General features: G+C 67.9%; 29 protein-coding genes and 1 tRNA gene. 20 read left to right on the plus strand and 10 right to left on the minus strand.

All coding sequences use genetic code 11. From position 1 onward, the window contains the following. The first annotated feature begins 78 nt into the window (after nt 1-78). Nucleotides 79-636, plus strand: coding sequence for a peptidylprolyl isomerase (locus BWO91_RS00065; RefSeq protein ID WP_079000362.1), 558 nt, complete (start codon nt 79-81; stop codon nt 634-636). A gap of 165 nt (nt 637-801) precedes the next feature. Then, the gene (locus BWO91_RS00070) at nt 802-1,494 is read left to right on the plus strand and encodes a rhomboid family intramembrane serine protease (RefSeq protein WP_240555610.1); all 693 of its coding nucleotides are present in this window, start codon (nt 802-804) and stop codon (nt 1,492-1,494) included. Nucleotides 1,495-1,929: 435 nt separating this feature from the next. On the opposite strand, the gene BWO91_RS00075 is transcribed toward BWO91_RS00070, so the two are convergent. Further along, the gene (locus BWO91_RS00075; protein WP_064294026.1) at nt 1,930-2,175 is read right to left on the minus strand and encodes a cell division protein CrgA; all 246 of its coding nucleotides are present in this window, start codon (nt 2,173-2,175) and stop codon (nt 1,930-1,932) included. A gap of 78 nt (nt 2,176-2,253) precedes the next feature. Between BWO91_RS00075 and BWO91_RS00080 the strand changes: the two genes are divergently transcribed. From BWO91_RS00080 to BWO91_RS00085, 3 genes are read left to right on the plus strand one after another with little or no spacing between them, the layout of a single operon-like run. Further along, nucleotides 2,254-3,060: a class E sortase gene (locus BWO91_RS00080; protein ID WP_139382341.1), complete on the plus strand. Its 807-nt coding sequence runs from the start codon at nt 2,254-2,256 to the stop codon at nt 3,058-3,060. Between the two features lie 2 nt (nt 3,061-3,062). Next, the gene (locus BWO91_RS19855) at nt 3,063-3,224 is read left to right on the plus strand and encodes a hypothetical protein (RefSeq protein WP_167620404.1); all 162 of its coding nucleotides are present in this window, start codon (nt 3,063-3,065) and stop codon (nt 3,222-3,224) included. After that, the gene (locus BWO91_RS00085; RefSeq protein WP_079000366.1) at nt 3,221-3,856 is read left to right on the plus strand and encodes an anthranilate synthase component II; all 636 of its coding nucleotides are present in this window, start codon (nt 3,221-3,223) and stop codon (nt 3,854-3,856) included. Before BWO91_RS19855 ends, BWO91_RS00085 begins: the two co-directional genes overlap by 4 nt. 74 nt (nt 3,857-3,930) lie before the next feature. Here BWO91_RS00085 and pknB read toward each other — a convergent pair whose 3' ends face one another. The 7 genes from pknB to BWO91_RS00120 all read right to left on the minus strand — a co-directional run bounded on the left by pknB (nt 3,931) and on the right by BWO91_RS00120 (nt 12,849). Next, complete coding sequence (pknB, locus tag BWO91_RS00090; RefSeq protein WP_079000368.1) at nt 3,931-5,622, minus strand: Stk1 family PASTA domain-containing Ser/Thr kinase; 1,692 nt, start codon at nt 5,620-5,622, stop codon at nt 3,931-3,933. A gap of 103 nt (nt 5,623-5,725) precedes the next feature. After that, entirely contained in the window at nt 5,726-7,468 is a 1,743-nt protein-coding gene (locus tag BWO91_RS00095) for a protein kinase domain-containing protein (protein ID WP_079000370.1), read from the minus strand. After that, nucleotides 7,465-8,940, minus strand: a complete 1,476-nt coding sequence (locus BWO91_RS00100; RefSeq protein WP_079000372.1) for a peptidoglycan D,D-transpeptidase FtsI family protein — start codon at nt 8,938-8,940, stop codon at nt 7,465-7,467. The genes BWO91_RS00095 and BWO91_RS00100 overlap by 4 nt, the downstream gene beginning before the upstream one ends. Then, the gene (locus BWO91_RS00105; RefSeq protein ID WP_064294021.1) at nt 8,937-10,334 is read right to left on the minus strand and encodes an FtsW/RodA/SpoVE family cell cycle protein; all 1,398 of its coding nucleotides are present in this window, start codon (nt 10,332-10,334) and stop codon (nt 8,937-8,939) included. Before BWO91_RS00105 ends, BWO91_RS00100 begins: the two co-directional genes overlap by 4 nt. Next, the gene (locus tag BWO91_RS00110; RefSeq protein WP_079000374.1) at nt 10,324-11,568 is read right to left on the minus strand and encodes a Stp1/IreP family PP2C-type Ser/Thr phosphatase; all 1,245 of its coding nucleotides are present in this window, start codon (nt 11,566-11,568) and stop codon (nt 10,324-10,326) included. Before BWO91_RS00110 ends, BWO91_RS00105 begins: the two co-directional genes overlap by 11 nt. 4 nt (nt 11,569-11,572) lie before the next feature. Beyond that, nucleotides 11,573-12,106: an FHA domain-containing protein FhaB/FipA gene (locus BWO91_RS00115; protein WP_079000376.1), complete on the minus strand. Its 534-nt coding sequence runs from the start codon at nt 12,104-12,106 to the stop codon at nt 11,573-11,575. Next, nucleotides 12,103-12,849, minus strand: a complete 747-nt coding sequence (locus BWO91_RS00120; protein WP_079000378.1) for an FhaA domain-containing protein — start codon at nt 12,847-12,849, stop codon at nt 12,103-12,105. Before BWO91_RS00120 ends, BWO91_RS00115 begins: the two co-directional genes overlap by 4 nt. Before the next feature lie 238 nt (nt 12,850-13,087). Here BWO91_RS00120 and BWO91_RS00125 point away from each other — a divergent pair. The 6 genes from BWO91_RS00125 to BWO91_RS00150 all read left to right on the plus strand — a co-directional run bounded on the left by BWO91_RS00125 (nt 13,088) and on the right by BWO91_RS00150 (nt 16,822). Next, a tRNA-Leu gene (locus BWO91_RS00125) sits at nt 13,088-13,174 on the plus strand. Nucleotides 13,175-13,439: 265 nt separating this feature from the next. Then, complete coding sequence (locus BWO91_RS00130; RefSeq protein WP_167620405.1) at nt 13,440-14,456, plus strand: ABC transporter permease; 1,017 nt, start codon at nt 13,440-13,442, stop codon at nt 14,454-14,456. Beyond that, nucleotides 14,453-14,875 carry a hypothetical protein gene (locus BWO91_RS00135; protein ID WP_153303326.1) on the plus strand — a complete coding sequence of 141 codons (423 nt, stop codon included), beginning with the start codon at nt 14,453-14,455 and terminating at the stop codon, nt 14,873-14,875. The genes BWO91_RS00130 and BWO91_RS00135 overlap by 4 nt, the downstream gene beginning before the upstream one ends. Further along, nucleotides 14,872-15,096, plus strand: a complete 225-nt coding sequence (locus BWO91_RS00140) for a helix-turn-helix transcriptional regulator (protein WP_064294015.1) — start codon at nt 14,872-14,874, stop codon at nt 15,094-15,096. The genes BWO91_RS00135 and BWO91_RS00140 overlap by 4 nt, the downstream gene beginning before the upstream one ends. Then, a complete protein-coding gene (locus BWO91_RS00145) occupies nt 15,093-16,052 on the plus strand; it encodes an ABC transporter ATP-binding protein (RefSeq protein ID WP_079000384.1) in 960 nt (319 codons plus the stop codon). Before BWO91_RS00140 ends, BWO91_RS00145 begins: the two co-directional genes overlap by 4 nt. After that, nucleotides 16,049-16,822: an ABC transporter permease gene (locus BWO91_RS00150; protein ID WP_079000386.1), complete on the plus strand. Its 774-nt coding sequence runs from the start codon at nt 16,049-16,051 to the stop codon at nt 16,820-16,822. The genes BWO91_RS00145 and BWO91_RS00150 overlap by 4 nt, the downstream gene beginning before the upstream one ends. 24 nt (nt 16,823-16,846) lie before the next feature. Here the strand turns inward: BWO91_RS00150 and BWO91_RS00155 are convergent, their stop codons facing one another. Further along, nucleotides 16,847-17,182 carry a substrate-binding domain-containing protein gene (locus BWO91_RS00155; RefSeq protein ID WP_240555612.1) on the minus strand — a complete coding sequence of 112 codons (336 nt, stop codon included), beginning with the start codon at nt 17,180-17,182 and terminating at the stop codon, nt 16,847-16,849. On the opposite strand from BWO91_RS00155, the gene BWO91_RS20050 reads away from it, so the two are divergent. The 6 genes from BWO91_RS20050 to BWO91_RS00180 all read left to right on the plus strand — a co-directional run bounded on the left by BWO91_RS20050 (nt 17,157) and on the right by BWO91_RS00180 (nt 21,709). Next, nucleotides 17,157-17,330 (plus strand): hypothetical protein, encoded by a 174-nt coding sequence (locus BWO91_RS20050; protein ID WP_240555614.1) that lies wholly within the window; start codon nt 17,157-17,159, stop codon nt 17,328-17,330. The two genes, BWO91_RS00155 and BWO91_RS20050, sit on opposite strands and share 26 nt — an antisense overlap. A 31-nt stretch (nt 17,331-17,361) precedes the next feature. Then, nucleotides 17,362-18,603 carry a D-mannonate dehydratase ManD gene (gene manD, locus BWO91_RS00160; RefSeq protein ID WP_079000390.1) on the plus strand — a complete coding sequence of 414 codons (1,242 nt, stop codon included), beginning with the start codon at nt 17,362-17,364 and terminating at the stop codon, nt 18,601-18,603. 166 nt (nt 18,604-18,769) lie between these two features. Further along, nucleotides 18,770-19,852, plus strand: coding sequence for a hypothetical protein (locus BWO91_RS00165; protein WP_205847555.1), 1,083 nt, complete (start codon nt 18,770-18,772; stop codon nt 19,850-19,852). 40 nt (nt 19,853-19,892) lie between these two features. After that, a complete protein-coding gene (locus BWO91_RS00170; RefSeq protein WP_064294006.1) occupies nt 19,893-20,405 on the plus strand; it encodes a hypothetical protein in 513 nt (170 codons plus the stop codon). A gap of 30 nt (nt 20,406-20,435) precedes the next feature. Further along, nucleotides 20,436-21,341, plus strand: a complete 906-nt coding sequence (gene rarD, locus BWO91_RS00175) for an EamA family transporter RarD (protein ID WP_079000394.1) — start codon at nt 20,436-20,438, stop codon at nt 21,339-21,341. Nucleotides 21,342-21,427: 86 nt separating this feature from the next. Next, entirely contained in the window at nt 21,428-21,709 is a 282-nt protein-coding gene (locus BWO91_RS00180; protein WP_139205469.1) for a hypothetical protein, read from the plus strand. Nucleotides 21,710-21,787: 78 nt separating this feature from the next. Here BWO91_RS00180 and BWO91_RS00185 read toward each other — a convergent pair whose 3' ends face one another. Next, on the minus strand, nt 21,788-22,810 hold the full coding sequence (locus BWO91_RS00185; protein WP_079000396.1) for a LacI family DNA-binding transcriptional regulator: 1,023 nt from the start codon (nt 22,808-22,810) through the stop codon (nt 21,788-21,790). A 151-nt stretch (nt 22,811-22,961) separates the two neighbouring features. Here BWO91_RS00185 and BWO91_RS00190 point away from each other — a divergent pair, with 151 nt between their 5' ends. The 3 genes from BWO91_RS00190 to BWO91_RS00200 are packed head-to-tail and all read left to right on the plus strand — an operon-like array spanning nt 22,962 to nt 26,778. Then, nucleotides 22,962-24,971: a beta-galactosidase gene (locus BWO91_RS00190; protein WP_079000398.1), complete on the plus strand. Its 2,010-nt coding sequence runs from the start codon at nt 22,962-22,964 to the stop codon at nt 24,969-24,971. After that, nucleotides 24,968-25,912 carry a carbohydrate ABC transporter permease gene (locus tag BWO91_RS00195; RefSeq protein ID WP_079000400.1) on the plus strand — a complete coding sequence of 315 codons (945 nt, stop codon included), beginning with the start codon at nt 24,968-24,970 and terminating at the stop codon, nt 25,910-25,912. Before BWO91_RS00190 ends, BWO91_RS00195 begins: the two co-directional genes overlap by 4 nt. After that, a complete protein-coding gene (locus BWO91_RS00200; protein WP_079000402.1) occupies nt 25,909-26,778 on the plus strand; it encodes a carbohydrate ABC transporter permease in 870 nt (289 codons plus the stop codon). The genes BWO91_RS00195 and BWO91_RS00200 overlap by 4 nt, the downstream gene beginning before the upstream one ends. Nucleotides 26,779-26,825 lie beyond the last annotated feature (47 nt).

Raw genomic sequence — 26,825 nt, forward strand, 5'->3', positions numbered from 1 at the left:
CAACGTAACCTCCATCTTGCCACTTAGACCCCTGGATACCATCCGAGAGTCCCGAACCCTTGTGCAAGAATTGGGAGTATGTCAAAGCACACCGCAGTCGCCACGTTGCACACCAACCACGGTGAGATCAAGGTCAACCTCTTCGGGGACCACGCTCCCAAGACGGTCAAGAACTTCACCGACCTGGCGACCGGCGGGCGCGAGTGGACGGACTCGAAGACGGGGCAGACCCGGAACGACGCGCTGTACAACGATCTCATCTTCCACCGCATCATCCCCGCGTTCATGATCCAGGGCGGCGACCCGCTCGGAACCGGCACCGGTGGTCCGGGTTACAACTTCGACGACGAGATCCACCCGGAGCTCAACTTCGACGAGCCCTACATCCTCGCCATGGCGAACGCCGGCAAGCGCCGCAACGCCATCACGGGCGCCGTCGAGGGCACGAACGGTTCGCAGTTCTTCATCACGACCGTTCCCACCCAGTGGCTCCAGGGCAAGCACACCATCTTCGGTGAGGTCGCCGACGCCGAGTCCCGCGCGGTCGTCGACGCCATCCAGGCCGTCCCGACCGGTGCCGGCGACAAGCCGATCGAGCCCGTCGTCCTCGAGAGCGTCACCATCTCCGAGGCTTAGACCCCGCTCGGAGGACAGACCGTGACCCTGCCCCGGGATCCGTCGGCCAATTTCTGCTATCGCCACCCCGACCGACAGAGCTTCGTGCTCTGCCAGCGTTGCGGTCGGACGATCTGTGGAGAATGCCAGACGCCCGGGGCAGTCGGTTTCATCTGTCCGGAGGACATGAAGGCGCAACGACAGAGCGCCCCTCGCAACCGTCTCGGCGCGAGGATCAGCAACTCCTCCCCCATCGTCACGTACGCGATCATCGCCGTGACGGCGTTCGTGTTCCTGCTGCAGTGGATACCCGGGCTCGGTGTCACGAACGCGCTCCTCTACGCCGGCGTGTACTCCGATCCGTCGTACGGTGCCTTCCAGCCCTGGCGGATGCTGACCGCCGTGTTCGTGCACTCGCAGGGCTTCATCTTCCACATCCTGCTGAACATGTACACGCTCTGGATCTTCGGCCGGATCCTCGAGACCATGCTCGGGCACTGGCGGTTCCTCGCCCTCTACCTGGTCGCCGGGTTCGCCGGTTCGGTCGGTGTCCTGTTCCTCGCCGACCCGACGACGGCCGTGGTCGGCGCCTCGGGCGCGATCTTCGGTCTGCTCGGCGCGTTCCTCGTCATCCAACGACGCATGGGTGCCGACACCCGCGGGCTGCTGGTGCTCCTGGGCATCAACCTCGTCATCGGTTTCATCCCCGGCGTGAACATCGCCTGGCAGGCCCACCTGGGCGGGCTCGTCGGCGGCGCCCTCGTCGGCCTCATCCTCGTCAACACCCGCAAGCGCACGCAGCAGCCGCTCCAGGCAGTCCTGATCGGCGCCTTGAGTGTCGTCCTCCTGGGCGCCAGCCTCCTTCCCGCCCTCCTCTGAGCGGGACCGCACTTCGACAGGCTCAGTGACCGGGTTCGGCTCCGTAACCGATTTCGATTCAGTGACCGGGTTCGGCTCAGTGAACGGGTTCGGCTCAGTGAACGGGTTCGGCTTGGTGACCGGGTGTGGGCCGGTGATTCGCCATGGCACGGTGACCGTGTGTCGACGATCGCCGCGCTCGGCGGCGAGCCGCAACCATGCAGGAGACGTTGAAGGTTGCCTGAGTTATCCACAGAGTTATGAACACTGGGGATAATTACACCGGTGTGGTTCCCCGTGTTTCCGGGACTCCCTGCGGTTCTCCACACCGGCGTGTGGATAACTCGGAAGTTCTCCACATTCCTGTGGAGAACTCGATGCGTCGGATCCCGCGCACAACGAAACAGCGGGCCGTCCGAGAGGACGACCCGCTGTGCACGCGTGAAGTGAGGGAGGCTAGCGCCACCTGGTGGTCATGAGGAAGCCGATGAAGGCGATGCCGAAGCCGACGAGGATGTTCCACGGGCCGAGCGACTGGATCGGGAGCAGCGTGCCGCTCAAGTAGTAGACGACGATCCAGGCGAGGCCGAGCAGCATGAAGCCGAACATGACCGGCTTGAACCAGACCGCGTTCGGTGCGGGTTCGCCGCTCGTCTGCTCGGGTTCGCGGGACGGTTTGCTTCGTGACTTCGTGCGTGCCATGCCGACATTCTACCTGTTCACCCCAATCGGTGCCTTGGGGATCAGCCGATCCCGAGTTCTTCTCGGTAGAATCCATGCGTGACCGACGACCTACCTTCGCGAGCGAGCGCACGCGCCGCTGAGCGCAGAGCGCCGTCGAAGCACCGCATCAGCGTCTTCGGGGTGGCCGGCGAGCTGCTCATCACCGCGGGCATGGTGGTCCTGCTGTTCCTCGCGTGGCAGCTCTGGTGGAACGACATGATCATGGCCGGCAGTCAGGCCAACGCCGCATCGAGCCAGTCGCAGGAGTGGATCAAGAACGCCGAGACCGCTCCCGCGCCCGAACCGACCGTGGATGCGACCGGCGCGCCGAACTACGGTGAGCCGCCCGTGACCGCCCGCCCCGCGCCGGGCGACCCGTTCGCAGTGCTCTACGTGCCGCGGTACGGCGCCGACTACCGCCGCGTCGTCGCCGAGGGTGTCGACACCGCGACCGTCCTCAACAGCTTCGACCTCGGCGTCGGTCACTACCCGAGCACCCAGATGCCCGGAGAGGTCGGCAACTTCGTCGTCGCCGGTCACCGCAAGGCCTACGGCGGTGCGATGACCCTGATCAGCGACCTGCAGATCGGCGACAAGGTCTACGTCCAGACGGCCGACGGCTACTACACCTACGTGTTCCGGAACATCACCTACGTGTTGCCCACCCAGGTGGACGTCCTCAATCCCGTCCCACAGGTGGACGGCGTCGCACCCACGCAGCGCATCCTCACCCTGACCACCTGCAACCCGCTCTACTCGACGGCGGAACGCAGTATCGCTTACGCGGTGTACGAGTCCTGGCAGCCGCTGTCCGCCGGACCGCCCGCCGAGATCGCCGCGTCCGTCGCGGCCGCTGGAGGCTGACGATGTACGGCGCACTCTGGAGGATCCTGCCCGGACCCGTCTGGCTGAGGATCATCATCCTCGTCGTCCTGTTCGTGGCGGTCGTGGCCGCCCTCTTCACGTGGGTGTTCCCCTACGTGGACTCGTTCATCGTCGATCAGAATGTGACCGTCGGCGACGAATGACCCGAGTCCTGGTCATCGACAACTACGACAGCTTCGTCTACACGCTGAACGGGTACGTCGAACAACTGGGTGCCGAGACGGTCGTCGTGCAGAACGACGGCATCGCGCTCGACGACCTCGAGCAGCGGATCCGCGGGTTCGACGGCGTCATCGTCTCGCCCGGACCCGGTCGGCCATCCGACGCCGGAATCTCACTGGACACCGTGCACGCGGCATACCGCACCGGGACACCACTCCTCGGGGTGTGCCTCGGCCACCAGGCGATCGCTGAGGCGTTCGGAGCGACCGTGCACACTGCCGACGAGCTGATGCACGGGCAGAGCTCGCTCGTCGAACACGACGGCAGTGTCTTGTACCGGGGAATCCCGCCGCAGTTCAACGCCACCAGGTATCACTCGCTCGCCGTCGTCGACGGCAGCGTGCCCGAGGAGCTCGTCGTGACGAGCCGGACGACCGGCGGCGTCATCATGGGGCTCCGCCACCGTGACGCCCCGATCCACGGCGTGCAGTTCCATCCGGAGTCGGTTCTCTCCGAGGGCGGCTACCAGCTCCTGGCGAACTGGCTCGAGACGACCGGGCTCACCGGTGTGCATGAGCGGGCACGAGGGCTCAGCCCGCTCATGACCCGGTAGGCCCTTCGAGAGGCTCAGGGACCGGTGAGCCTGCTCAGGGACCGTCCTTCGACAGGCCCAGGAACCGGCGCAGCCTACGGACCGGTGCAGTAGGTGAGCGTGATGACGGACTTCTGCGGGATGTCGCCCGGTGCGGGAGACATCGCCGTGACCGGGTCGCCGGCGACGGCCTTGCACGTCGCGTCGGCCTGCGGCTGCACGGTGAACTGCCTCGTCGAGTCCTGCAGGTAGTTCGTCGCGTCGAGGAGCGGCTGCCCGACGACGTCCGTCAGCGTGACGTTCCCGCTGGAGACCACGAGGTTCACCGTGGACCCCTGGTCGACGGAGGTACCCGCTCCGGGATCCATCCGCAGTACGACACCTGCCGGCACGGTCGGCGAGTTCTCCCGGGTCACGGAACCTTGCGCGAGACCGGCAGCGGCGACCGCGGCCCACGCAGCCTCGGAGGACTGGTTGACGACGTCGGGGACCTCGACCTGGGCACGGCCGGTCGACACGTAGACCTTGATCTGCGTGTTCTTGGTCACCGTGGTGCCGCCGGGCGGGTCGGTGCGGATGACGTGACCCGCCTTGTAGTCGCTGCTTGCTTCGTCGAACTTGGTCGGGACGAGCTCAAGCTGCTCGATCGTGCTGTTCGCGCTCTCCCACGTGGCGTCGACGAGATCCGGGACCTCTCTCGAGTCCGTGGAGATGCTCGTCGCGGGCGGAAGCTGCACCACCCAGAACACGAGGGAGAAGAGGACGACGGCGATTCCAGCGATGGCGGCCCAGATCCACACGACCGGTGGCCGGCGCTGGGTACGCGTCACGGTGTCGTCCGAGGTGAGCTGACGGATCGCCTGCTCGGTGCTGGACGCCGCCGTCGGAGACGGGCCGAACAGTGAGTCGTGGTCGTCGCGTCGGACCGGCACATGGCCGGCTCCGGCTTCGTCGAGGTCCTCACGGAACTCGACGGCGCTCTGGTACCGCTCGAAGCGATCCTTCGCGAGGGCTCGGAGGACGACCTGATCGAGTGCCGGCGACACCTTCGGGTTGATCGAGCTCGGCTTCACCGGGCGCTCGCTCACGTGCTGGTACGCGACTGCGACGGCGGTGTCGCCGCGGAAGGGCGCCTTCCCCGTCAGCATCTCGAAGAGGACGACGCCGGTGGAGTAGAGGTCGGTCCGCGCGTCGACCGTCTCGCCCTTGGCCTGCTCGGGGGAGAAGTACGCGGCCGTGCCGAGGATGGCGGTCGTCTGGGCGACCGTCGTGGACGAATCGGAGACGGCGCGCGCGATGCCGAAGTCGGTGACCTTGACGTCGCCGGCCGTGGTGATCATGACGTTGCCCGGCTTGATGTCGCGGTGCACGACGCCGGCGCGGTGGGAGTACTCCAGAGCGGTGAGGATGCTGTGCGCGATGCGCACCGCCTCCTCGGACTCGACGGGACCCTCGGCGATGAGATCCTTGAGCATGCGCCCTTCGACGTACTCCATGACGATGAACGGCTCGATGAGGTCCTGACCGGAAACGTCCTTCACCCGCTCCTCGCCGGCGTCGTAGACGCGGACGATCGTCGGGTGCGCCATCCGCGAGGCGGCCTGCGCCTCTTGCCGGAAACGGGAGCGGAAGGCGGGGTCGGTGGCGAGCGTGGACTTCAGGACCTTGATGGCGACGGTGCGACCGAGCTTGGTGTCCACGCCGCGGAAGACGTTGGACATGCCCCCGCGGCCGATGAGGTCGCCGACGACGTATCGGCCTGCGAGCAGGCGTTGATCGTCAGCCACGTACCACCCCTGAATTCGCTTGGAGGACAAACACTAACAGCTTACCCGGGCACCTTCCGAGTGCTCTCAGGGATGACCCTGAGAGCACTCGTCGCGGCATCGGCTACTGCTCCTTGATGACGTTGATCGACTCCGAGGACGGCGATCCGGAGGAGGTACCGGTGCTGCAGCGGACCGCGTACGAGACCGAGAGCGTGCCCACCGCGTCGACCGTGATGGTACCCGTCGTGGTGTTCGCATCGAACTGGCCCGAGGAGTTGTTCTGGAAGTAGCCGCCGGAGACAGCGACGGTGTACCCGAGGAAGTCGGACCCGGTCGGGCAGGCGTTCTGCACCGCGAGCCAGTCGACCTTGATCGAGGTCGAGGTCGCGTCCTTCGGGATGACGAGCGATCCGTCGTCGAGTGCCGACTGGTCGAGCTTCGGTGCCTCGGTCGGCGGGTTGATGACCGCGATCTCGTCGTACACGGTCAGCGTGATGGCCGAACCGGTCTTGACGTTGCCCGTGGGGTTCACGTCGTAGACGGTGTTGACCTGTTCCGGCGTCGTGGCCGGGTCGCCGACGTTCCTCGACACGCTGAAGTTGTACGGCGGCGCGCTGAAGATCGTGTTGAGTTCGTCGAAGGACCGGCCCTGGAGGTCGCTCAGGTTGATCGGGAACACCGTGGGCGTGGGCGTCGGTGTGGGCGTCGGGGTCTTCGTCGGCTTCGGCGTCGTGGACGTCGTGGCCGACGGAGTCGTACCTCCCGCGTCGTTGCCCTGGTTCGCGAACACGGCGATCAGCGAACCGACCAGCACGATGACGAGCAGGGCGACGAGACCGATGAGCGGCCAGGTCCACTTGCTGCGCTGCTTCTTCTCGCCCTCGCCCTCGACGTCGTCCTCGAGCTGGTCCGCTTCGGCGGCGGACAGCAACTGCGTGGTCGCGTCGTCGGCTGCGGGCATCCGGCGGGTCTGGTCCATCACGGTGGTCGCGGCGTCGCCTGCCCCACCGAGGATCATCGGGACGGCTGCGGCCGCGGCGTTGAGGTCTCCCCGGCGGAGCGCCTGGGCAGCGCGCGCGACGTGGGCGGACGATGCCGGACGGTCGACCGGGTTCTTCGCGATCATCGACATGACGAACCGGCGGACCGGCTCGGCGATCGTGACGGGGAGCTCCGGCGGCTGCTCGTTGATCTGCGCCATCGCGATGGCGACCTGCGACTCGCCCGTGAACGGACGGCGTCCGGCGAGGCACTCGTACGCGACGATGCCGAGCGAGTAGATGTCCGTCGACGGTGAGGCGGGGTGCCCGCTCGCCTGCTCGGGCGAGAGGTACTGCACGGTGCCCATGACCTGACCGGTGGCCGTGAGCGGCACCTGGTCGGCGATGCGGGCGATGCCGAAGTCGGTGATCTTGACGCGGCCGTCCGGCGTGATGAGCAGGTTGCCCGGCTTGATGTCTCGGTGGACGAGGCCTGCGGCGTGCGCGGCCTGGAGTGCCGACGAGGTCTGCGCGACGATGTCGAGCACCTTGTCGGTGGGCAGGACACGCTCGCGCTCGAGCACGGTGGACAGGGCCTCACCGGGCACGAGTTCCATGACGAGGAACGCGCTGCCGTCCTCCTCGCCGTAGTCGAAGACGTTGGCGATGCCCTCGTGGTTCACGAGTGCGGCGTGCCGCGCTTCGGCGCGGAACCGCTCGAGGAACCCGGGGTCCCCCATGTACTCGTCCTTGAGGATCTTGATGGCGATGGTCCGGCCGATGACCAGGTCAGTGGCCTGCCACACCTCGCCCATGCCACCGATCGCAATGCGAGATTGCAGTTCGTAGCGACCTCCGAAGGTCAGCCCGGCTGTCGGTCTCATTTGTTCAGCACCGCCTCTAGTACTTTCTTCGCGATCGGCGCGGCCACGAGGTTGCCGTAACCGTCCTGTCCGAGTCCACCGCCATCTTCAACAACGACCGCCACGGCGACCTTCGGGTCGTCCGCAGGCGCGAAACCGGTGAACCACAGCGTGTACGGATCGTCGGATCCGTTCTGTGCCGTGCCTGTCTTTCCAGCCACATCGACCCCATCTATTCTTGCATTAGTCGCAGCACCGCTCTGGACGCCCTGGACCATGATGTCCGTGATCTCCTTGGCCACCGAGCTCGAGATCGGCTGCGACAACTGCGCCGGTTCGAACTCCTTGAGCACGCTCAGATCGGGGTTCACGACGCGGTTCACCAGCTGCGGGTTGCAGACGATGCCACCGTTCGCGATACCGGCCGAGACCATGGCCATCTGGAGTGCCGAGGCCCGCACGGTGTACTGCCCGAAGGCGGCCATGGCGGTCTGGTCGTCGCTCAGCGCGTTCGGGAAGGTGCTCGGCTGCATCGGCATGGGGTTGAGTCCCGTTCCGGTGATGTTGACGTCCATGTTGAAGCCGAAGCTCTGCGCCATGTCGCGGATCTTCTCGTAGCCGAGTTCGACGCCGAGCTCCGCGAGCGGGATGTTGCAGCTGAGCTCGACGGCCGTCGCGATGGACACCGTCGCGCCGCCGCCGCAGCTTCCACCCTCGGAGTTGCGGATGACGGTGCTCGTCCCGGGCAGCGTGTAAGTGGAGGGGTTCGGGAACTCCGACTCCGGCGTGTAGTCGCCCGACGCGAACGCGGCGGCCGCGGTGACGAGCTTGAACGTGGAACCGGGCGGATCGAGGTCGCCGTCGACGCCCTTGTTGAGGAGTGGCTGGCGGTCGTCGTCGTCGAGGGTCCGGTAGGCGTCGAGCACGGCCGCGTTGTCGTGACTGGCCAGGACGTTCGGGTCGTAGCCGGGGCTCGACACCGAGGCGAGGATCTTGCCCGTCTTCGGCTCGATGGCGACGATCGCGCCCTCCTGGTCACCGAGTGCGTCGAAGGCGGCCTGCTGCACGATGGGGTCCAGGGTGACCTCGACCGCGGCACCCTTCGGTGCCTGACCGGAGATGAGCCGGTTGATGGAGTCGAGGAACTGCGAGTTCGAGGTACCGCTGAGGAGGTCGTTGGTCGCGAGTTCGAGACCGGACGAGCCCTGGGTGGGCGAGAAGTAACCGGTGACGGGCGCGTACAGCGGGCCGTTCGCGTAGACGCGCTGGTACTTGTACTCGTCGTCACTCGCGACGGACGAGGCGATGGCGGTCCCGTCCGTGAGCAGGATGGGACCCCGCTCCGTCCGGTAGCTGTCGTAGAGCGTCCGGGTGTTGCGACCGTCCGCGTTGAGGGTGTCGGCCTGGAACATCTGGATGATCGTGGTCGACCCGAAGAGCGCCAGGAACATCGCCAGGACGACGATGCTCACCCGCTTGAGTTCGCGATTCATGAGACCACCGCCTTGGGTTGGGTTCGGACCGTGTCGGAGATGCGGAGCAGGACGGCGATGATGATCCAGTTCGCGACGAGCGAGGACCCGCCGGCCGCCAGGAAGGGCGTGGTGAGCCCCGTGAGCGGGATGATGCGGGTCACGCCGCCGACGACGACGAAGACCTGCAGCGCGACGGTGAACGCCAGGCCGACCGAGAGGAGCTTGCCGAAGTCGTCGGTACCGGCGTAGCCGACCCGGAAGCCCCGCGAGACGAGCAGCAGGTAGAGCGCGAAGATCGCGAAGAGACCGGCGAGACCGAGCTCCTCACCGAGGCTGGCGATGATGTAGTCGCTCTGCGGGACTGGGGTGATCTCGGGCATGCCCTGGCCGAGCCCGGTGCCGAGCAGTCCGCCGTGGGCGAGGCCGAAGATGCCCTGCACGAGCTGGTAGCTGCCGCCGTCGCGGTCGAAGACCTCCGGGTTGAAGGCGTCCCACCAGTTGTGGAAACGACCGGCGACGTAGGACAGGGTCTGACCGGCGATGAACGCACCGGCGAAGAACATCGTCAGGCCGATGATGATCCAGCTGGCACGGCTCGTCGCGACGTACAGCATGACGAGGAACATGCCGAAGTAGAGCAGACCGGTTCCGAGGTCGCGCTGGAAGACGATCACGCCCATCGCCATCGCCCACACCACGAGGATCGGACCGAGGTCGCGCAGGCGGGGGAACTGGATCCCGAGGAACTTCTTGCCGACCATCGAGAGGCTGTCGCGCGTGCGCACGAGATAGCCGGCGAAGAAGACCGCGAGAGCGATCTTCGCGATCTCGCCGGGCTGGAAGGTGACCGCGTCGCCGATGCCGATCCAGACGCGGGCGCCGTTGACCTCGCGACCGATGCCCGGCAGCAGGGGCAGCAGGAGCAGGACGAAGGCGAAGAGGCCGGCGATGTACGTGTACTTGAAGAGGACGCGGTGGTTGCGGATGATCAGGACCACGGCAATGGCTCCGGCGATCGCGATCGCACTCCACACCATTTGTCGGACCGCGGCGCTCGCCCAACCGGAGTCGCCGAGGGCGATGTCGATCCGGTAGATCTCGGCGATGCCGACGCCGCCGAGCACGGTGGCGATCGGCAGCAGGAAGGGGTCGGCCTCCGCCGCGGTGTAGCGCAGCACGATGTGGAAGGCGAGGACCAGGAGCGACAGGCCCGAGCCGAAGGTGATCAGAGCGAAATCGAGGTGTCCGAGCGCGCCCAGCTGCACGAGCATGACCGCGACCGCGTTGATGGCGAACGCGAAGATGAGGAGCGCGAGCTCGAGGTTGCGGAGCTTCTTCGGCAGCCGGAGTCGGCGCATCGTCTTGATGACGCCGGTGTCGGCTTGGATGGGGGCTGCGACGTCACTGGTCATCGGTCACCCGCAATCGCTTCACGATGTCGAGGGCCTCGGTGAACGAGGACGCGCTGATGGTCTGGTCGACGGCCTGGCGGTCGAAGTCGGAGAGCGAGCCGAGCGGGATGCCGGTGTCCTCCTTGACGCTCGACAGTTGGATGGGGCCGATGTCCTGCTGGATGCCCTGGTAGATGACGACGGTGTCGTCGTCGCCGCCGACGAAGTAGCGGGTCTGGGTCCAGGCGTACCCGAGCACGACCCCGCCGACGATTGCGACGATGACCACGATGAGGCCGACGAGCCAGGTGATGCGCCGACGTCTCGCACGACGCTCGTCCTCTTCGATGAGCTCGTCGAGGTAGTCCTCGGAGGCGGGCTCGAAGTGCGAGTTGCCGAGCGAGGTGACCCGGCCGGGGTGCAGCCAGCTGTTGGGGATGAACGAGGGTTTCTTCACCGACGGGGTGAGCGCGAAGGCCACGGGCTTCGAGGCCGAACCGACGACGACGGGCTCGCCGTCACTCACCGGCTCGTCGACGATGTCGACGACCACGACGGTGACGTTGTCCGGTGCACCGCGGTCGAGGCTCTGCCGGACGAGTTTCTCGGCAGTGCGCTGCGCTGAGAGCTTCTCGGTGAGGGTCGCGGTGATGTGCGTCTCGTCGACCACGCCGGAGAGGCCGTCGGAGCAGAGGATCCAGCGGTCACCCGGCTGCGTCCCGAGCGTCATCGTGTCGATCTCGGGGGAGGCATCGACGTCGCCCAGGACGCGCATCAGCACCGATCGGCGGGGATGGACCATCGCTTCCTCGGCGGTGATCCGGCCGGAGTCCACGAGGCGCTGGACGAAGGTGTGGTCGACGGTGATCTGGCTGAGCTCGCCCTCGCGGAAGAGGTAGATGCGGGAGTCGCCGATGTGGGCGATGGCGACCTCGTTGCCGATGACCGCGAGCGCGGAGACCGTGGTGCCCATGCCCGTCAGCTCGCGGTGCTTCGAGACCGTGTCGCCCAGGATGGAGTTCGCCGCGAGGATCGCGGACTGGAGCGTCGCCTCAGCGGCTTCGGAGGACGGATACGGTTCGTCGGCCTCGATGATGCGGTTGAGTGCCATCGCCGAGGCGACGTCACCGCCGGCGTGGCCACCCATGCCGTCGGCGACGACGAACAGGTGGTGCCCGGAGTAGCCGGAATCCTGGTTGTTTGAGCGCACTTTACCCACGTGGGAGAGCGCTGCGCCGGCGCCGCTGGTCGTCACCGGGTTACCGCCGCAACTCGAAACTGGTCTGGCCGACCTTGACGGGGGTGTCGAGTGGGATCTGCGTCGGGACGCTCACGCGCTTGCCGGCGAGGAAGGTGCCGTTGGTGGAGTCGAGGTCCTGGACCATCCACTCGTCGTTCCAGAGCATGAGGCGCGCATGATGCGTCGACGTGTAGTCGTCGCGGATGATGAGGCCGGAGTCCGCTGAACGACCGATGGTGATCGGCTCGCGGCCGAGTGGGAGCTCGGTGCCCTGCTTGGGGCCGGACACGATGACGAGGCGCGAGGTGTTGTCGACCGTGGCGCGCGGAGGCGTTCCGCTCGATCCACCGGCGGCGGGCCGACTGGGGGCCGGGGCGGCCGCGGCGCGCATCGGCTGCGGCGGGGTGGCCAGGGCGCCGTTCGACGACTGCTGCGGCTTCCGGACGCGCGGTCCGAAGAGGTCGGTGCGGAGGGCGTAGACGATGCCGAAGACGAACGTCCAGAGCAGGAGCAGGAAGCCGATGCGGAGGACCAGCAGGGTCAGTTCGCTCACGCGCCGTCCCCCCACGAGTCGCCGAAGGACGACACATCGTGACGTCGGGTCGCGTCGCTCATCTGGCGATCGGATCCGCCGGCCTTGGCGACCACCCGGAACACGATCCTGGTGCGGCCGATCTCGATGACGGAGTCGGGGGAGAGGGCCGCCTGGCGGAAGGGCTGGCCGTTGAGCTTCGAGCCGTTCGTCGAGCCGAGGTCGCGCGCCTGACCTGCGTTGCCGTCCCAGAGGATCTCGACGTGCTTCCGCGAGGTGCCGGTGTCGGGGATCGTGATGTCGGCCTCGGTTCCGCGGCCGATGACCGTGCGGGCCTGCGTGATCGGGTACCGCTTGCCGCCGATGTCGAGCACGGGCGCCCAGGTGACGGAGCCCTTGAGGTTGACGCTGTCGATCTGGACGAGGCCGTCGGGGAGGGAGCGGTCGCCGGAGAGCTTGATGGTCACGGCACCGGGGAAGGAGTAGCCCTGGCTCTTGGCGTGCTTCTGGACGAGCGAACCGAGCTCGTCGATGAGGGAGGGACCGATGGCGTCCATGCGCTCGAAGTCGGTGGGCGACATGCGGACGGTAAACTTGTTCGGCACGAGGATGCGGTCGCGGGACACGACGGCGGCCTTGGTGTCGAGCTCGCGTCGGAGCGCGCTCGTGATCTCGACCGGCTGGAGTCCGGACTTGAAGGTCTTCGCGAAGGCGCCGTTGACGGCGCGCTCGAGCCCCTTCTCGAAGTTGTCCAGAATGCCCACGGTCTCTCGATTCGTGTCGGTGTCCAGGCAATGTTAGACGGTTTGCCTGCACACGAGGCCAATCGACGCGGGCGCCGACGCCAGGTGTTCACCCGCTCGGCAGCAGGAGATCAGCATCGACGCCCGACCGTCGGGGCCGTTTCGTCCTGCTCTGGCGCGGATCTCCGGTGTTCTGCCACCCGGGCTCCGCGTGCTATCCTCGATAAGTTGCCGCGAGAGCGGTGACGTCTGGTGTCTCGCGCGAGTGGCGGAATTGGCAGACGCGCTGGCTTCAGGTGCCAGTGCTCGAAAGGGCGTGCGGGTTCAAGTCCCGCCTCGCGCACCAGTGGATGTGACACGAAGGCCCCCGAGGAATCGGGGGCCTTCGTCGTTGTCGGCGTCGATCGTCGAGTCGGGTCTCGATGTTCGTGGAGCCAGGGCGTCCGTCGCGCGCTGACAAGGTCACTTGACACGTCATCGTGTGACAAGCATGCTTGACGTATGTCAGGTTTCCTTGTCACCGCGGATCGCGGACCCGAGGTGTGTGGCTGATGGCGGCGCTCACCAAGTGCGCGGGGCGCGGTGGTGCCGCGTTCCGCAGGCTGGCGTCGATGAGCGCTCGCGACGTGCTCAGGAACCCGCTCACCGGGATCTCGATGTGGTTCATGACCGGCATCGTCCTCGTGATCTACGTCTCCATGTGGCTCGCGTTCGTCGTCCTGGGCCCCGCTCCGGTCGTCGCGCTGGACACGGACGACCCGGGAGTCCCCTCGGCTCTGGAGCGGGCCGGTGTGCGGTTGGTCACCGACGACGCCCCCGATCGGAACACGCGGGTGACCGTGCACGAAGGGAGCGCCCTGGTCGTGCTCGACGCTGCCGACCAGGCTGCGTGGGACCCGGTCTGGCGGGGGCTGCGCGACGCAGGCGTCCCTGCGCACGACGTGACGGTGACGGATGACGAGGGCGACGTGAAGATCGACCCGCTCCAGAAGAACCTCGGGATCGTGGTCCTGGTCGGGGTCGCGAGCCTGGCGTTCGTCGGGACGACCGTCCCGCTCGTGGCGATGCGGGAGCGCGGGCTGCTCCGGCTGCTCGGTGTGACGCCGCTCCGACGGTCGACGTTCCTCCTCGCGCAGCTCCCTTTGCGTGCGCTGGTGGCGGTGGGGATCCTGGTGCTGACGACCGGGATCGCGGTCTGGCGCAGGTACGTCGACGGTGTGGACCTCCTCGCCCTGGGGGTCTCGTTCTTCCTCGGAGCGGCGATGCTGTTCGCTCTGGCGTTGGTGTTCGCCGCCCGATCGCGGAACGCCGAGGCGACACAACAGACGATGGTGATGGTGACGATCGGGCTCGTGTTCGCGTCGGGTGGGCTCCTGCCGCAGTCCATCCTCCCTGCCGCCGTGCAGGTCGCCATGGACTGCCTGCCGACCACCTGGTTCGCCGCCGCCGCGAGTGCCTCACTGACCGGGGCCGAACCGTTCCTCCCCGTCCCCGCGCTCTGGGGGCTCATGTCGCTCGTCACCGTCGCAGCAGGCGTGCTCGCCGTGCGGTGGTTCGAGTGGGATCAGTCCGAGCGCGACGGGCGGACGACCACGACGTCCGACACACAACGAGAGGTGGCTGCATGAACGAGCACACGACACGGGGATCGACGCCACAGGAGCGTCGTGCGTCCCGCAGATACATGTGGGAGATCGCGGCCGGTGCCGTCGGGTTCCTCGTGACGTTCCTCTTCCTGCCGGAACTGTTCCCCACCGAGCCGGGATCGCCCGCAGCCGTCGTGGTCGCGCTCGTCCCGCTCGTGCCGGTGGTGTGGATCGCGATCGCGCTCGTCCGGCACGTGCGTCGTGTCGACGAACTGCAGCGCGGAGTGATCGTGCTGAGTCTCGCCATCGGGTTCGGTGCGGCGATGCTGATCAGTCTCGCGGTCGTGTTCCTGTCGACCGCCGGTGTCGTCGTCCCCCAGCCGGAATGGTGGGTGTTCATCGGCGGGATGGCGGTCTGGGGCGTGACCATCGGTGTCGTCTCCTTCCGGGCCACCCGATGAAGAACGACGTCCGCGTCCTGCGCACCGAACGCGGGTGGACCCAGGTCCAGTTCGCCGAAGCACTCGGCGTCTCCAGGCAGACGGTGAACGCACTCGAGACCGGGCGCTACGACCCGTCCCTGCCGTTGGCGTTCCGCGTCTCCGCACTGCTCTCCCGCCCGATCGAGGAGATCTTCTTCCCGGGTGAACACGATGCCCCGCCGTCTGGAGGACGACGATGAACGGACCGGACCGAGTGGTCGTCACCGTCGACCGGCTCAGCAAGCGCTACGGCGACCGCAGCGTCCTGCGTGACGTCTCCCTCCGGGTCCGCGCGGGCGAGGTGTTCGGACTGCTGGGACCGAACGGTGCCGGGAAGACCACCACACTCGAGACCATCGTCGGTCTCCGCCGTCCCACCGACGGAACCGTGCGGGTGCTCGGACGAGACCCGGCGATCGACCGCCGGTACCTGACCGAGCGGATGGCGGTGCAGCCGCAGGCCGCCACCCTGTTCCCGACGCTCACGGTCGCGGAGACGCTCGACCTCTTCGCGTCGTTCTACCGCGACGCGCGGCGCCCCGAGGAGGTCTTGGACGAGCTCGATCTGCGCGAGGCGCGGCGCGTGCGCGTGAAGCACCTCTCGGGCGGCCAGGAGCGGCGCCTGCTGATCGCCATCGCGTTGATCGGCGATCCCGAGATCGTCGTCCTCGACGAGCCGTCGGCCGGACTCGACCCGCAGGCCCGACGGAACCTCTGGGGCATCATCCGGCGCCAGCAGGAACGCGGGACCACGATCCTGCTCTCGACGCACCACATGGACGAGGCCACCCAGGTCTGCGACCGGATCGCCGTCCTCGTGAACGGCTCGATCGCCGCTTCGGGGGAGCCTGAGACCCTGGTCAGGGAACACGCTGCCACGGCCACGGTGACCTTCGAGATCCCCGGCCCGACCACCGCGGACGAGCTGCGTTCCCACGACCTCCCCGGCGAGATCACCGTGACGGCGAAGGGCGACGTCAGCCTGGTCGGGATCGTGACCGACGACCCTGACGCCGTGCTGCGTCGACTCACCTTCTCCACCGGTCTCAGACCGCGCGGGTTCCGAGTGGCGCACGGATCACTCGAGGACCTCTTCATCGATCTCGCGAACCGGCCGACGTCAGCGAACACGGGCGACCCGGCCCACAGCCCATGAGCACGACGCATGCGTTCCCGGCGCAGGTGCGGAGCTTCGCCGCGGCCCACGCGCGTGACCTCGTCCGGGACCCGCGCTCGGTCATCGCACTCGTGGCGAGTTTCCTGGCCTTGATCGCACTGCTCTGGGGTGTGGACGCCCTCGTGGCGACGGCGTCCGGCGCGCCTGCCGGTGTGCTGGAGCGTGGCCTCCCGCTCGTTTCGAGCACGGGATCGATGGCGATCGCGTTCATGCTCACCACGGTGCCGCTGGTCCGGCATCGCAGCACCGGCCTGCTGCGGGCGCTGTCGACCTCGCCGGCCCGTCGCGACGCCTACCTGCTCGGACATCTGCCGATCCGCGTGGGGTTGGTCGTCGTCGAGGCTGCGGTGATCATCGCCCTGGCCGCCTGGACGGTGCCGACCCGTCCACTCCCCGACCTCGTCGCGATCGCCGGCACGATCCTGCTCGGTGGCGCGATGCTGCTCGGCTTCGGCTACCTCCTCGCGGCGCGGTTGTCGAACCCGGACATCGCCATGCAACTCGCGTACCTGCTGCCGATGCTCGCTCTCGCCACATCCGGGGCGCTCTTCCCGCTCGCGGCCCTTCCGGAGTGGGTCGCCGGTCTCTTCCGGCTCCTGCCCACGACCTGGATCGTCGGCGCACTCGAGGCGATCATCTCCCAGGGCCCTCAGCCCGTGCCGCTCGCGGTGGTCTGGAGTCTGATGGCGGCGTGCGCGGTCGTGTCGGGTCTCGCGGCCGCTCGTCTCCACCGATGGAACGCCGGCTGATCGGGGGAGCTGCGGTCCGCCGCGTCAGTCCCGACGCGGGGGTGCCGTCGAATCGCGCACGATGAGCTGCGAGTCGAGACTCGCGACCGAACGGGGCGACCCTCCGGCCATGGCCTGGAGGAGCACCTCGACCGCCAGCGACCCGCACCGGTTGATCGCGAGCCGCACGGTGGTGAGACCGGGCTGGCGGATGGACGCCATCTCGATGTCGTCGGTGCCGATGATGCTGAGGTCCTCGGGGCAGCGCTTGCCCATCGAGGTGATGCCGGCGTCGATACCGAGGGCGACCAGGTCGTTGTAGGCGATGACCGCCGTCGCACCGCTCGCCACGATCGTGGCGACCGGCGCTGGCCCCGTCATCGCCGCCGCCTGGGTGTCCGCCGCCACCGGCTCCTTCATCCCGATCATCATCATGCTCGGCGTCTTCACCCTCCGCGCCCTGGTCGCGTCCATCTGGATGCCTGAAGTCGCCGCTCGGGACCTCACCGACCCGCGCGACGCCATCTGACCGGCACCCGACCTCCTCGAAAGGAACCCCCATGAGCATCGAACGCGCGGACGTCATCGTCACGAGTCCCGGCCGGAACTTCGTCACCCTGAAGATCACCACCAGCGACGGTGTCGTGGGCTGGGGTGACGCGACCCTCAACGGACGCGAGCTCGCCGTCGCGTCGTACCTCGGCGACCACGTCGCGTCGATGCTGATCGGCCGCGATGAGGACCGCATCGAGGACACCTGGCAGTACCTGTACCGCGGACCCTACTGGCGGCGCGGCCCCGTCACGATGGCGGCCATCGCCGCGGTGGACATGGCGCTCTGGGACATCAAGGCCAAGAAGGCCGGGGTGCCGCTGTACCAGCTGCTCGGCGGTGCGAGCCGATCGGGTATCCGGGCGTACGCGCACGCCTCGGGGACGGACTACCAGGCACTCGCCAACGCGATCACCGGGTATCAGGAGCTCGAGTTCACCGCGGTGCGCGTCCAGACCGGTGTGCCGGGGCTCGGGCAGGTGTACGGGGTGTCCGCCTCAGGGCCCGGCGTCCGCTACGACTACGAGCCGGCGAAGCGAGCGGCGGACGGCTCGGCTGCCACGGCACCGACCGAGGAGTCCTGGGACACCGCCGGCTACCTCGCGCACATGCCGGGCGTCTTCGAACGGATCCGCGAGGACTTCGGGACGGGCCTCCGGATCCTGCACGACGGACACCACCGCATGTCGCCCATCGAGGCCGCCCGGTTCGCGAAGGACATCGAGCCGTACAAGCTCTTCTGGCTCGAGGACTGCACACCGGGGGAGGACCAGACCGCCCTGCGACTCGTCCGCCAGCACTCGACCACGCCGCTGGCGATCGGCGAGGTCTTCAACTCGGTGTACGACTATCAGACCCTCATCACCGAGCGCCTCATCGACTACGTCCGTTCGGCGGTGACGCACACCGGTGGCATCACGGCGATGAGGAAACTGCTCGACTTCGCGGCCGTCTACGGGATCCGTTCCGGCATCCACGGCCCCACCGACATCTCGCCCATCGGGATGGCCGCAGCGTTGCACCTCGACCTCGCGATCCACAACTTCGGGATCCAGGAGTACATGCCCCACAACGAGCAGACCCTCGAGGTGTTCCAGACCTCCTTCACCTTCGACGACGGCTTCCTGCATCCCGGCGAGCAGCCCGGCCTCGGCGTCGAACTCGACGAGGACGCGGCTGCCGCATTCGAGTACACGAAGGCGTACCTGCCGGTGAACCGGCTGACGGACGGCACCGTCCACGACTGGTGAGCGGCGGCGGTGGCATCTGGTGCTCCGCGGCTGTGAGGTGAGATGATGCGGTGCTGCCTCGAACGCGTGCGGTCCTCCGCCACGTCCGTCCCGATGCGCGAGGCGCTGCGGGTTCCGGGACGGCAGCTCCTCCCTGCGACCCGGAATCGAAGGATGCCCGGTGCACGTGGACCCGACCGTCGGCGCGGCCGACACCGCTGAACCAGCCACCCGAGGCGGCAGCGTCGCCCCCGTCGCTCCGCCGTCGCACCGACTGCGTCCGGTCGCCCTCGGTGGTGTCATCGCCGCCACGGTCGTCGTCGCCGCGGCCTGGGTGATCGGCGCGTCGGTGTCGCTGACAGCGGCCACGGCACCGTCGGTGATGCTGCAGCCGTATCTCGACGCACTGGAGGACGGGCACCTCGAACGGGCCGTCGCGATGGACGGGACCGCTGCCGCCGCCGCTGAACTCGGCTACAGCGTCGACCTCCTGACCGATGAGCGGTATGCACTCGCGACCGACCGCCCGACGGCCTATCGCGTCGGTGCGACCCGGACCGAGAACGGGGTCGCCACGGTCGACGTGGCGTTCGAGCGCGGCGGTGAAGGGCAGACCACGGCGTTCACGCTGCGCGCACAGCCGTCCGGCTTCCTGTGGTTCAGCGCGTGGCGCATCGAACCGGCGAGCCTGCCGACCATCACGGTGCCCACGGTCAGGTTCGGTGCGCTGGACCTCTCCGTCGGAGGCGCGCACGTGGGCACGGTGGACGAGACGACGGTCTACGTCGTCGGACCGGGGAAGTACGACATCGCGGCCGACTCGACCACCGGCTTCTTCGACTTCGAGGTGCCCAGCGTGGAGGCCGAATGGGACGGCAGGCCGACGGCGTATCTGTACCCGACACTGACGGCGCTCGGGCAGGAAGGGGCGACCGCTGCGGTCCGCGCGTACGTGGACGCCTGCATCGCATCGACGTCCTATGAACCCGCGGGCTGCTCCATCGCGATCGACAATTCGGAGGGCGACGAGATGTCGGGCGTCACCTGGCTGTTAACCCGTGGTCCCGAGTTCGAGTTCTCGGAGTACTCCGCGACGGCGGGGTTCCTCGTGACCACCACCCGTCGGGGCAGTGCCGACTTCGTCGCCGCGTTCGCCTCGGCCTCGGGCGAATACGGCATCGTGACCGCGGAGGATTGCGAGGTGTGGGTGGACGGCGCCGTCGTGTTGTCGACCGACGGCACGTGGACCTTCGACCCGTACACCTGGTGAGGATGGGCGATGTCATGCACCAGATGAGGGGTGGGGACGCGTGAAGTACGTTCCAGCGTTCGGCCTGAAGGCGCAGGTGTTCATGCTCTGTGTGGCGCCGCTCTTCCTCTTCCTGGTGACTCCGAAGGACAAACTCGCGTCCGCCGGACCGGTCCTGGCCGTGGCCTTCGTCGTGCTTGCAGCTGCGGCATGGACCACACTCGTCGTGACGGCACACCGGATCGTCGTGCTCGATGAGCACCTGGTGGTGTACACGGCCTTCCGCTCCCGCGTCGTCCGTATCGACGACGTCAGCTCGATCGGACCGAACTGGAGACCTCAGAGCTTCCGCATCGCTCTGAGGGATGGTCCGAGCATCAGGGGCCACTGCCGCAACGGCTACGCCGCGTTCGCGGAGGACCTGACGACCGGACACCCGTCGATCGAGTTCCGATACTCCATGCTGAAGCCGAAGACCGATCAGTTCATGGAATCGGGCTACTCGGAGCTGACGGAGGACGAACGTCGCGAAGCCGAGTCCCTCGTCCTGGCCGCCCAGTCGGCCGCGAGCTGAGCTGCCCGCGCGACGATAGGGTGAGGACCCGTGACGGCCGCCCTTCCCCCTGAGCATCGCGAGACGACGCCCCGCGGGGTCCTCGTCTCCGTCGTCGCCTCATTCCTGTTCGCGGCGCTGTTCTTCCTGCCACCGCTGCTGGAGCCGTTCGGAGCGAACGAGATCTTCGCCTGGCGCGTGATCGCGACGGTGCCGGTGCTGGCGACGCTCATCGCGGTGTTCGGGTGGTGGCGGGAGGTCCGGGACATCGCGGTCCGTCTCGCGCGTCGTCCGATCCTCGTCCTCGTGGTCGTGCTCGACGGGCTCCTGTTGTCCCTGCAGCTGTGGCTCTTCGGTTGGGCACCGCAGACGGGGCACGGGCTCGAACTCGCACTCGGCTACCTCCTGATGCCGCTGGCGATGGTCGTGGTCGGCGTCGTCCTGCATCGGGAGCGACTCGCGCCGCTCCGGATCGCGGCTGTGGCCGCAGCCGCCCTCGGCGTCACCGCCGCGATCGTCGTGGCCGGTGGGCTGTCCTGGGCGACCATCGCGGTCGCGGTCGGCTACCCGGTGTACTTCGCGATCCGGCGCCGAGCCGGGCTCGACTCCATCGGTGCGTTCTGCTTCGAGCTGGCGGTCCTCGTCCCCGTCGCGATCGTGCTGGCACTGCAACCGTCCTCACTCGCCGTCCTCGCCGCGCACCCGCAGCTGAGCTGGGGGATCGTGCTCCTCGGGGTGATCGGTGGTGTCGCCCTCGTGCTGTACCTCGTCGCGAGTCGCCTGCTGTCGTTCGGCGTCTTCGGGCTGCTCAGCTACCTGGAACCGGTGCTGCTCGTCCTCGTGGCGGTCCTGCTCCTCGGCGAATCGCTGACGGTCGCCGACGGGTTCGTCTACGGCCCGATCGTGGTGGCCCTCATGCTCCTGGGGCTCGAGACCGTGCGACGCCCGTCGCGCTGATCGTCCACCTGCAGCCCGGCGCGTCGCCGCGAACCTGTGAAGTCAAGCCTCGAGACGCGTTCCGCGAGCGCGCCTAGCCTGATGGCATGGTTACGAAGCATGCTCCAGCAGTGTCGCTCGAGTCGCCGTTTCCTCCAGCGCGAGACTCGTCCGAACGGCACCACGTCGTCCCGATCGGTGCCCGGCAATGGCGGATCTCGAACGACGCCGATCCCTCCTCACCCGAATGTTGTCTCGCGTACGTCGAGGCACAGGGCACCGGCTACGACGTCCTCATCGTCGCGCCCAGCCCGCCCGAATGGCTGCATGTGGACACCTTCGACGAGGCCAAGCGCGCCGCGATCCGACGGCCGTCGCCGCAGCTCTGAGTCGCTCCGTCGGCGTTCATTCGCCCATGTTCGGGCGACGGAATGCCGGTTCGCCCAAGTATGGGCGAACGAACGGGTTCAGACGCTCCCGCGACGCACGATCGACGTGGGGACGAACGAGCCGGTGGGCGAGATCGTCTCACCCCTGAGCTGCGCGAGGAGCACCTCCGCCGCGCGCTGACCGACGGCCGCCGCCGGCTGGTGGACCGTGGTGAGGGGCGGGTGGCAACGGAGCGCCCACGCCGAATCGTCGAAGCCGACGACCGACACGTCCTCCGGCACACTCCGCCCCGCCGCACGGAGGGCTTCGAGCGCTCCGGCCGCGACGGCGTCCGAGGCCGCGAACACGCCGTCGACGGCCGGCTCCCGGCGGAGCAGCTCCACCATCCCGGCGAAGCCGTCCTGGTGCGAGTAGAGCGGGACCTCCACGACGAGTCGTTCGTCGAAACGGTCGCCGAGCGCATCGCGGAATCCGGCCAGTCGGTCGGAGCCGGAGTCCCGGTCGAGGGCTGCGGCGATCATGCCGATGTGCCGTCGACCGGCGCCGAGCAGCTCACCGGTGATGTCGACCGATGCCGCCCGGTTGTCGATCCCGACGAACGGGAGCTCACGGAGGTCGGGCGGGTGGCCGACGAAGGTCGCGGGGAGACCGAGGCGCTCGATGACGCGCGTGATCGGGTCGTTCTGGCGGGCGGAGACCATGATCACCCCGTCGACGAAGCCGCCCGAGAGGTACCGGGTGATGCGGTCGGTGTCGCGCTCGGAGTCGACGACCAGGCAGACGAGCTGGTGGTCGGCCTGTGACAGCGCCTCGTTCGCCCCGAGCAGGATGTTGCCGATGTTGGGGTCGTCGACGAACAGGCTGTGCGGCTCGTGGACGACGAATCCGACGGCCTGGGTGCGCTGCATGACGAGGTTCCGGGCGGCCGTGTTCGGCACGTAGCCGACCTTCTCGATGGCGGCCTCGATGGCCTCGCGCGCTTCGGCCGACACGTAGCGCTCGCCGTTGACGACCCGGCTGACCGTGCCTCGAGAGACGCCGGCCTCGACGGCGACATCGTGCACCGTCGCTCGCTTGCGTCGGGTCGGCGGAGGGGTCACGGCTCCACCCTAGCGCCGGTCCGGGCGGCCGCCGGCGGGCTCCGTGTTGACAGATTCAGAACGGCACGCCTACTCTGTGTACGTTCACAGACTCTCAACGTGGAGTTGTCGCTCTTCGATCTGTGCACGTTCACAGATCGCGGAAGGCACCATGAGCACCACCCCCACGTTCAGCCACGACGGCATCGCCTACGGCTGCGACTACAACCCCGAGCAGTGGGATCGGTCCGTCTGGCGCGAAGACGTCGCGCTCATGCAGGAGGCGGGCGTCGACCTCGTCGCCCTCAACATCTTCGGCTGGTCGCACCTCGAGCCACGGCCGGGCGAGTTCGACTTCGCCGGGCTCGACGAGATCCTCGACCTGCTCCACGAGGCCGGCATCCGGGTCAACCTCGGGACCGGCACCGCATCGGCCCCACCGTGGCTGACGTTCCGGCACCCGGAGATCCTCCCCGAGACCGAGGACGGGACGACCCGCTTCCCTGGCGGTCGCCAGGCCTGGTGCCCGTCGTCCGCGGTCTTCCGTCGCTACGCCCTCGAGCTCGTGGAGCGTGTCGCCAAGCGCTACGGCACACACCCCGCCGTCGAGCTCTGGCACGTGTCGAACGAACTCGGCTGCCACAACGCGCTCTGCTACGACGACGAGAGCGCCGAGGCATTCCGAGGCTGGCTCCGCGCCCGCTACCAGACGATCGAGCGTCTGAACATCGCGTGGGGCACGTCGTTCTGGAGCCAGCAGTACAGCGACTTCGCCGAGATCCTGCCGCCGCGCCTGACCCTGTCGAGCCGGAACCCGAGCCAGGTCATCGACTTCCACCGCTTCTCCTCCGACGAGCTCCTCGGCTACTACCGGGCCGAGCTCAAGGTCCTGCGCCGTCACAGCTCGGTGCCCGTCACGACCAACTTCATGGTCACCGCGCACATCCGGAACCTCGACTACTGGCAGTGGGCGCCCGAGATGGATGTCGTCGCCAACGACCACTACCTCGACAACCGCCTCGCGGACCCCACGGCCGAACTCGCGTTCGCGAGCGACCTCACGCGCGGTCTCGCCGGGGGCGGCGCCTGGTTGCTCATGGAGCAGTCCACCGGTGCGGTCAACTGGCAGCCGCAGAACCTCGCGAAGGCACCGGGCGAGATGACCCGGAACTCCCTCACGCACGTCGCGAAGGGCGCGGAGGCGATCTGCTTCTTCCAGTGGCGCGCGTCGCTGCAGGGCTCGGAGAAGTTCCACTCGGCCCTCCTGCCGCACGCGGGCACCGACTCCGACGTGTGGCGCGAGGTCGTCGAGCTGGGCGGCACGCTCGACCGACTCGACGAGATCACCGGCACGCGCGTCCAGGCCGATGTCGCCCTCCTCTTCTCCTGGGAGAACTGGTGGGCCGCCGACGGCGAGAGCCGCCCGACCCACGCGATCGACCACCTCTCGCAGGTCCACGCGGTCCACGCGTCGCTGCGTCGTCTGGGCCACACCGTCGACGTCGTGCGTCCGGGCGCCGACCTCTCCGCCTACCGGCTCGTCGTCGTCCCGAACCTGTACCTGGTGCGCGACAGCGAGGCCGCGGTCGTCTCGGACTTCGTCGCAGCCGGTGGGCACGCCGTCGTCACGTTCTTCAGTGGGATCGCCGACGAGGAGGACCGGGTCCGCCCCGGCGGCTACCCCGGTGCGTTCCGTGACCTGCTCGGCGTCAACGTCGAGGAGTTCGCCCCCGTCCTCCCCGGCCAGGTGCTGACGCTCGCGTCGGGCCGGACCGCGACGGCCTGGTCCGAGCGGACCCGCGTCCGCGGTGCCGAGGTCGTCGACTCCTTCGCCGACGGTCCGTCGACCGGTCGCCCGGCCATCACGCGCAACCGCATCGCGGGTGGCGGCGACGCCTGGTACCTCGCGACGAACCTGGATGCCGTCGCGCTCGACGAGGTGCTCCGCGACGCAGCCGCGGGGGCCGGGGCGCTGCCACAGGGTGATCCGGACCAGCCGGGCCTCGAGGTCATCCGCCGCGCCGATGAGGGTCGGAGCTACCTCTTCCTCATCAACCACTCGACGAACGACGTCGAGCTGCCGGCCAGCGGGCGCGAGCTCGTCACCGGCGAACCCGTCGACTCCATCGCACGCGTGCCAGCCGGCGCCGTGCGCGTCATCAGAGAGGACCGCACGCGATGAGCGTCAACATCGAGACGGCCGAGGCGACGTCGCCACGGCCCGTCCGCCCGCCGAGGGCGGCCAAGCTGCCGAAGGCGGTGGTGCAGCACAAGCGAGCGATCGCCATCTTCATCGTCCCGTTCGCCGTGCTGTTCGCGCTGTTCTACCTCGTGCCGATCGGGTACGCGGTCTACCAGTCACTGCTCGTGATCGAGCGTGACGGCACCTTCGGTCAGGCCCGGGAGGTGTTCGGCGGACTGGCGCAGTACGTGCAGGTCTTCCAGAACGGCCCGTTCTGGCAGTCCGTCGGACGGGTGCTCCTGTTCGGCGTCGTCCAGGTGCCGGTGATGCTCGGGCTCGCGCTCCTCTTCGCGCTGCTGCTCGACTCACCGCTCCTGCGGGGCAAGCGGTTCTTCCGTCTCGCGTTCTTCGTCCCGTACGCGGTGCCCGGCGTGATCGCCGCCATCATGTGGGGCTTCCTCTACTCGCCGAACCTGTCGCCGTTCACCGCGATCACGCAGAACGTGGACTTCCTCTCGGCCGATCTCGTGCTCTGGGCCATCGCGAACGTCGTCACCTGGGTGTTCGTCGGCTACAACATGCTCATCATCTACTCCTCGCTGCTCTCCATCCCGACGGAGATCTACGAGGCCGCGCGGCTCGACGGCGCCGGTCAGGCGCGCATCGCCTGGTCGATCAAGATCCCGCTCGTGATGCCGGCGATCGTGCTCACGTCGATCTTCTCGATCATCGGCACGCTGCAACTCCTCGCCGAGCCGCAGGTGTTCCGCACCTTCAGCTCGGCCGTCAGCAGCACCTTCACCCCGAACCTCACCGTCTACACCACCTCGTCCATCCCGAACGTGAACCTCGCAGCCGCCTTCTCGGTCGTGCTCGCGCTGGCGACCTTCGTCCTCTCCTTCGGGTTCCTGAAGTTCACGCAGCGAAAGGAAGGCAAATGACCGCCATCCTGTCCACCGGCCGCGGCCCGCAGGAGAGCCGCCTGTCGCGCGCCGGCGCGCTCATCGTGATGCTCGTCTTCACGCTCTACTTCCTCATCCCTATCTGGTGGCTGTTCATCGCCTCGACGAAGTCGTCAGCGCAGTTCGGCAACTCGGCTCCGCTCTGGTTCGCGGACTTCAACCTGTTCGACAACATCGGCCAGCTCGTCGCCTACCGCGACGGCGTCTACCTCAAGTGGATGCTGAACTCGGTGCTGTACGCCGGCCTCGGCGCCCTGCTCGGCACGCTCTTCGCGGCCATGTGCGGCTACGCCCTCGCGAAGTACCGGTTCCCGGGACGCGACCTGATCTTCAACGTCGTCCTCGGCGGTGTGCTCGTCCCCGCGACCGCGCTCGCGCTCCCGCTGTTCCTCATCTTCAGCCAGGTGGGCCTCACGAACACGTTCTGGGCGGTCTTCCTGCCTTCGCTGGTGAGCCCCTTCGGTGTCTACCTGACGCGGATCTTCGCGGCGTCGAGCGTGCCCGAGGAACTCCTCGAGGCATCGCGTCTCGACGGTGCCGGTGAGATCCGGACCTTCTTCACCATCTCCGTACGCCTGATGTTCCCGGCGCTCGTCACCGTGTTCCTCTTCCAGTTCGTCGCCATCTGGAACAACTTCTTCCTGCCGCTCATCATGCTCCGCGACGAAGCCCTGTTCCCGGTCACCCTCGGGCTCTACTCCTGGAACTCGCAGGTCAACCAGATCCCCGAGCTGCGCCTCTACGTCCTCGTCGGCGCATTCCTGTCGATCATCCCGCTCGTCATCACCTTCCTCCTGCTCCAGCGGTTCTGGCGCTCCGGCCTCGGCGCCGGCGCCGTGAAGTAGTCGGACCGACCAGCAGGCATCTTCTCCATCCCGCACCAACACCCATC

Origin of the sequence: Plantibacter flavus, assembly GCF_002024505.1 — a bacterium.
Lineage (GTDB): Bacteria > Actinomycetota > Actinomycetes > Actinomycetales > Microbacteriaceae > Plantibacter > Plantibacter flavus_A.